The 6,201-nt window shown below is 54.4% G+C and carries 8 protein-coding genes; 1 reads left to right on the forward strand and 7 read right to left on the reverse strand.

All coding sequences use genetic code 11. From position 1 onward, the window contains the following. The 6 genes from O6929_07895 to O6929_07920 form a co-directional block, all read right to left on the reverse strand. On the reverse strand, positions 1 to 241 hold a 241-nt coding region (locus O6929_07895), incomplete at its 3' end, for an SDR family NAD(P)-dependent oxidoreductase (protein MCZ6480309.1). A 32-nt stretch (positions 242 to 273) separates the two neighbouring features. After that, the gene (locus tag O6929_07900) at positions 274 to 459 is read right to left on the reverse strand and encodes a hypothetical protein (protein MCZ6480310.1); all 186 of its coding nucleotides are present in this window, start codon (positions 457 to 459) and stop codon (positions 274 to 276) included. Positions 460 to 644: 185 nt separating this feature from the next. After that, a complete protein-coding gene (locus O6929_07905) occupies positions 645 to 1,544 on the reverse strand; it encodes a haloalkane dehalogenase (protein MCZ6480311.1) in 900 nt (299 codons plus the stop codon). Positions 1,545 to 2,084: 540 nt separating this feature from the next. After that, positions 2,085 to 2,288: a hypothetical protein gene (locus O6929_07910; GenBank protein MCZ6480312.1), complete on the reverse strand. Its 204-nt coding sequence runs from the start codon at positions 2,286 to 2,288 to the stop codon at positions 2,085 to 2,087. A gap of 308 nt (positions 2,289 to 2,596) precedes the next feature. After that, positions 2,597 to 3,421, reverse strand: coding sequence for a nucleotide-binding protein (locus tag O6929_07915; protein MCZ6480313.1), 825 nt, complete (start codon positions 3,419 to 3,421; stop codon positions 2,597 to 2,599). Between the two features lie 506 nt (positions 3,422 to 3,927). Next, on the reverse strand, positions 3,928 to 4,170 hold the full coding sequence (locus tag O6929_07920; protein ID MCZ6480314.1) for a type II toxin-antitoxin system MqsA family antitoxin: 243 nt from the start codon (positions 4,168 to 4,170) through the stop codon (positions 3,928 to 3,930). A gap of 720 nt (positions 4,171 to 4,890) precedes the next feature. Here O6929_07920 and O6929_07925 point away from each other — a divergent pair. Next, positions 4,891 to 5,109 carry a hypothetical protein gene (locus tag O6929_07925; GenBank protein ID MCZ6480315.1) on the forward strand — a complete coding sequence of 73 codons (219 nt, stop codon included), beginning with the start codon at positions 4,891 to 4,893 and terminating at the stop codon, positions 5,107 to 5,109. Between the two features lie 402 nt (positions 5,110 to 5,511). Here the strand turns inward: O6929_07925 and O6929_07930 are convergent. Beyond that, positions 5,512 to 6,201, reverse strand: a 690-nt coding sequence (locus tag O6929_07930; GenBank protein MCZ6480316.1) for a DDE-type integrase/transposase/recombinase, incomplete at its 5' end; no start/stop codon positions are given.

Consider the following 6,201-nt stretch of genomic DNA (forward strand, 5'->3'; position numbering starts at 1 on the left):
TCACGACCTCACCGAGTCGCTCTGCGGCGGCCGGGTCGCCGGCGTCGTTCACGAGCGTCACAACATTGGGTAACTTCGCTTTCACGGCGTCGAGCTTCTCGCCATTCGTTCCGGTAATCAGCACGCGTCCACCTTCGGCAACAATTCGCTCGGCCGTCGCTTTGCCGATACCACCAGATCCGCCCGTAATCAGAACGTTCTTGCCAGCAAAGCGTCCGGCTGGTGTGAATGTAGGCGCCATAGTTTATCTTCCTTTCGAGTTGTGGTGACAGGTTAAACAGAGACCGATCGGTCTATGTCAAGGACCTCCATGTTCCCAACGCCTAGGACATTGCCTTTGTCATCATGGCTCACCTGACCAGCGAGATAGATAGTGTCCCCAACCTTCACCGCCTGGGAGTAACCGTACTCATTCTCCCAGGGCATACCAAGGCTCTTTGCCTCCTTTCTGATTGTCATAACGCCCCCTTCCGCATTAAATGTGAAACTGCCTAACGATGAAGCTGAGGCGCGCGGTTTACCGCGTCGCCTCCAGCGACTTGTTCGGTGCGTATCAGTAGTTTTCGAGCAGCCCTAAAGGGGACAAATCTTAATTTATGATTGAATCATTTTAGTTTTAAAAGAGTTTAAAAAATGGGGACTCTCTATCTGTCAAAGGCCGCCAGCGCTTTTCTGGCGATTTCTTCACCCCATTCCTGTACAAAATGCCCGGCTTCAGAATGTTCATATGGTTCGGGACAGCTCAGTATGTCATTGCGAAGTGCCTGCATCACCGGTGGGCCAAGCACCGGGTCTTTCATCCCGACGGCCATGAATACCGGTCCGGTCCATTTACTGCGCAGCCACTCGCGTGCTCTGCGTGACAACTCCGCGCCGGGCGAGTCCGGCCGATCAGGAACCATTTCAGGGAAGCGGCGCACGCCGGCCTTATAGTTGATATCGGGGAATGGGGCGTCATAAGCAGCGCATTCTACCTCCGACAGATGCGAACATGATAGCTTCAGCAGTCTCCCGGCAGACATATCAGGATTCTTTCTAACCCAGGCGCGCCAATCGAGAAATCCTTTGGAAAGTTGAACGTCTCCGGTACCGAGGGTTGTGTTCATGACCAGCAGGCGGGAAAACCTATCTGTCATGTCCATGGGCAAAGTGAGCCCAAGAATTCCGCCCCAGTCCTGGCAAACAAGGGTGATGTTCTTGAGATCTAAATATTCAATAAACGCAATTAGCGCGTTACGATGAAAGTCAAAAGTATACACAGCTTCGTCCAGTGGCTTGTCCGAACGCCCGAAACCGAAATAATCCGGAGCTACCACCCGATGACCCGCAGCCGTGAAAATTGGGATCATCTTCCGGTAAAGGTAGCTCCACGTTGGTTCGCCGTGTAGGCACAGAAAAATGTCGTCAGCATTTTGAGGGCCTTCATCCACGTAGTGCATCCGCAAGCCTTCAAAGCCTTTCAAATCTTCAATGTAAACTGGGTCGTAAGGAAAACCCGGGAGATCGACAAACCGTTCTTCCGGAGTTCTTAACACTTCTGTCATCGTAACACTTCTTTTTAAGATGTTAACCGGACTATTAAGTGAGCTGCAAAAGCACTGCGCTTTCTGGCAGTCTATCTCGTCCCGCTCCGGCTCCCGTGCGACGAAAATGTGCTGGATTATCCGTTACGTACCAAGACGTTGTCAAGCTGGTCCTCTCCGGAAAATACTGCCACGCTGGCGGCTTATTGCCCTACTGGCCCGCAGCCTATTTCTGCCCAAACCACCATCAAGATTCGCCTAGCCCCAGCCTATCGGCAGGACTGCTGGAATTCCCCTTCCTCGCCGTCACCCTCAAAGTAAAACGCCCTCCCGGGCCCTACTATACCCGAGAAGGTGTGTGATTGTTTGGTGCCCCCCGATTGTGCCGGAGGTGGGCCGGGGCCTATGCTCACCCCGGTTTCATACATACAGCTCCCTCATGGGGCCTTACGTATGTCCTCCCGAGGCTGGGGTGTCAAGCACCTGACATAACATTTCACTGGCGAAATTGCCTACGAAAGATCCCGGGGTGGGCCTGCATGCGCTAGTAGCCGGGTGATGTCATCGGCGTTGCCGGGGTTTGCCGGAACCTGGAACGGTGAAGCCTCTCGCCAGGCTCTTGGCCTTGTTCAGGGCCGCCTTCAGGACCACAAGCTCCCGCTGGACTGTATTCGGCTTCGCCCCCTGGACCAGGCGCCTGGTGATGTATTGGTGCACATCCTCCCGGGTCATGTCGGGGAGCCGCTTCTCGCCCAGGACAGCCACGAGATGCGCAAAACAATAGCGATCCCGTTCCGTGTCCTTGCCTGAGGGATGGGGTCAAATCTTTTGTTGACTAATTCCCTTCCGGATTCTATGACAACCGCCATGAAGTTTCTGACCCTCCCTTTCGGCCACCCCCCTTTCCGCGGTCTCAGCACCCTTCCCAACCGCTTCTCCAGCGAGCGAGTCGAGCCATGCTGCCACCCTATCGCTTCCCTTCCCCACCGCCACGCCCAATGATATATGTATCCCGGCCCCGGCCGGATTGTAACTCGATGCGGCATCAGATGGTAACTGCGTGGAGCGACCGTTCAAGGCGAAACGCCCCTCGGTTTCCAATCGATTTTCCACTCAGTTAGGACTGCTTCTATCTGTAGCATACACCCTGCAATTTCGTCGAATTCCTGATAAAATACTCCACCTAAATCACTTGGTAGTCGGACGGGCCGCTTCACTAAGAAACATACCCGCCGTTCATCGCGAAACCATGCTACCAAAAGTCCACTTTCAAAAATCACGTTCTCTCGTGCACGCGGTTGCAGTTCTTCGCCCGACCCCGCAAGGCGTCCTTCGTCATCAGGTGTTATCAGGACAAAGCCTGCACTGCATTGACTCGAAATCCCCTCTAACATTTCGATTATGGTTCCACCGGTACGAGGCTGAAGAAACAAGAGGAGAGGTTGTACTCCACGTCTGCGTAGCTCTAGTTCAAGGTCATTAACCGCTCGCCGGTCACGTCCGTGCACGATGAAAATCCTTTCAGGTCGCGGGGAAGACTCAATGATTGTTATCGATTTGAGAACGATTCCAAGAGTGTCGGCGTAGACCTCAATGAAACTTATTTTCTTCTCGTCAAATGGATTGTCCAGTGTAGAATTATGAAATGAAGCTACTCCCAGTGGATCGTGTTTTTCATCAAGGATAATGGGCACACAAATAATACCTCGGATTGGCACGGAACCAGCAGCTGTAGTAAATTTAGGTGAATTTTGAACATCCGGTATGTGCTGAGTAGTCCTAGTCCGAAAGGCGAGGCCAGCCACTCCTTCGTCGTACCTAAACTCTTTCTGCCAATTCTCATTCTTTGGGAGAAAGTTTTCCGTTACCAGGAAATTATCGTCATTAAAAAGTTCCAATACTTGGCGCGAAGGACGATTTTCAGTATTGAGCCGGACTCAGATACATTGTTATTATGGATGAGAATACGGAGGAATTCCTTGAGAATATCGGACTGCGACCTGCCTCGGGTTGCCCTGAGAAAGTTACGCAAAGCCTGGGCCGGAACAACGCTCATCTCTATGTCCCCTTTAGTTCACTCCTAGACTTTTCGTTGGCTTTCCAACCCGGCGGCCCTCGCATGTCCCCTACGCCCCTCGTGCGCGCCCGTAAGAACGAAAACGCCCGGCCGGGGCGGTGCCTCTCCCGAGAGGGCGTCAGAGTCTTCTGAAACGCCGGTGATTGTGCCTGAGGTGGGCCGGGGACTATGCGCCCGGTTCCATTTCAAGTACGTGTCGAGAGTCGATTGTTGAGAGTTGAGCGCTCGTCCAAAAATCAGCCATCCGACTCTCAAGCAAGTCGCATGCGATGCCTCTCTTGTACCCCTGCTGCCCTCCCCTGTCCACTCGAAAAGCCTGGCAGCCGACTATCTAAAGCTCGCAACAGCCACGGGCCGGGACTTTGCAAGACTGCGCCGATGCCGCTTGATTCGCTCGATCTCGTGCAGGGTCTCGGCAGCTAGGTAGCTTTCACCGCATTTGGGGCAGGTCACGATGGGCACATTCTCGATAACCAGCAACTTCGCGCCGCTGCCGTAACTCCGTGTGACGCGCCGAGTCTGCGCGCCGCTCTTGCCGCAAATATCACACCTTCTGGACTTGGTCGCCATCTTAGTCGACATACACCGTGACAATTACCAACTTGCCAGTCGGACCGAGCTTGGCCACAACCACAGCCGTTTCGGTCCGGATGGGGTCAAGTCTTTTGTTGACTAATTCTGCTTTCTCGGACTCCTATGCCTTCTCGGCATCCGGATCATAGCTCACGTTCGGTCGGAGCCACTGCTCGACGGTTCGCAGGTCCATCCGCTTCCTGGTCCCGAAGAATCAGTGGGGACAGTATACAATATTAGTCCCTCGTTTTAAATTTTCCGGCCTCCCTTCGGCCACCCATCTTTCCGCTGGATCATCTCCATCCCGGGCGCTTCTCCAGCGCGGGAGCCGGCTATGCCTCCACCCTAGCGCTTCCCTGCCCCAACGCCAAGCCAGATGGATACATCCTCTCCCCGGAAATGCCCACCTCGGAGCAAAATAGGGGTCAGACTGGGGTTTCTGCTGTAGGTTCCATCTTCGTTTTTAGCCGACCCGACTTCCCCGACCACACCCTCCGCAGCCCTATAGCCTCGCGTCCTTGGGCACCGGTCCCTCCCCCTGCGTGCAGGTGACTGGTCGTCCGCACTCTAGCAGGACCTACCAGAAAATTCCAGTCTGACCCCGATTTCCGAAAATTACCCCTCCATAATTAGCGATACTTGAGTACATAAACAACAACAGCGGTAAACAGGAAAAAATTTATTATACCGAACACTTTAAACACAATATCGTGAGAGATGAATACCGCGGGCATCATAAGTAAAAAGCAAAACCAAACTCCCAATGCCCACGTTAGAGAAAAATCCTTTGAAGAACCCCTTCTTTTGATTTTCAAAATCAGCGGGATGTTGAATAAAGGAAGAACAACACTGGCAACAACCCCTAATGTTTTAATTACGTTAATAGTATTCATGGCATTATTATATAACAGGGATATAAGAGTATTGCCACGTTAGCATAATTGGGAGCAGGAAACAGAGATCGGTTGTCAGACTTCAATTCCATAACGCGGCAAGCCGCAACCAAAAGTGATTTGCCACAAAGTCACTAAAGCACAAAGGAAAGGGGAAATGGAGAAAGGGGAGAGGTGGAGAAAAAAGAATTTTCTCCTATTCTCCTGTCTCAAGAGGTGTCAGGCTTTCGATGTTTTGAATTGACGGGGAAGGGAGATTAGGCCTCGGATAGAATTTCTCCGTAGCCCTTCGGCCACCCCGTTTCCTTGGTCTCAGCGCCCTTCCCAGGCACCTCTCCAGCCCCTCACCCACGCTATCGCTACCCCGGCCGGCCTTTCCCCGAATATCTGTTGCTGACGCTCAAGCGAAAGCTAGATGGCCGTTTCACTTCCTAACCGTCAAGTCTCACCACGTTGTGAACAGCACGGTAGGTTCTCGGAGGAACCGCTGCGGTGCTTTGGCATACCATTCCTGCGTCAGTTGAGACGGGGTCTTGCCGCCTATCGCCTTGTAGGGCCGATGGCAGTTGAAGTAGCGTTCGAACCCATAGAGCGCCGAGAGCAACTGCGCGACCGTGTCGAAATGGAGCCGATAGACCGTCTCAGTCTTGATCGTGCTGCCGGCCCGCTCGACGAGGCCGTTCGTCCAGGGATGGTAGACCTTCGTGAGCGAGTGGCGGATCTTGGCCTGCCGAGAGGCCTGCGTGAAGGGGTGGAGCTGGCGCGTCCGCGCCCCCCCTCGGCCCCGGTAGGTCCGCAGCGTGAACTCCCGGCCGTTGTCGGTGAGGATCCGGTAGAGGCGGAAGGGGTAGAACCGCTGGCAGTGGGCCAGGAACGCCAGCGCACTGGCCGTCTCGCGGGTGTCGGAGACCTGCGTGGTCAACAGCCGGGTCGCCCGGTCGATGGCGACGAAGAGGTAGCGCCGCTGCCTGTCGAGCCGGGGCAGGTAGAACACATCGACATGGAGGAAGCCCGGGGGACAGGCCCGGAACTTGCCCCGCCGGCGCTGCCTCGGGGGGCGAAGCGCCTTGAGCTGGTGGAGCTGCAGGCGCACCAGCTCCCGGTAGACCGCGGAGCGACTCAGTTGCGGGAAGAC

This window comes from Candidatus Methylomirabilota bacterium, assembly GCA_027293415.1.
Classification (GTDB): domain Bacteria; phylum Methylomirabilota; class Methylomirabilia; order Methylomirabilales; family CSP1-5; genus CSP1-5.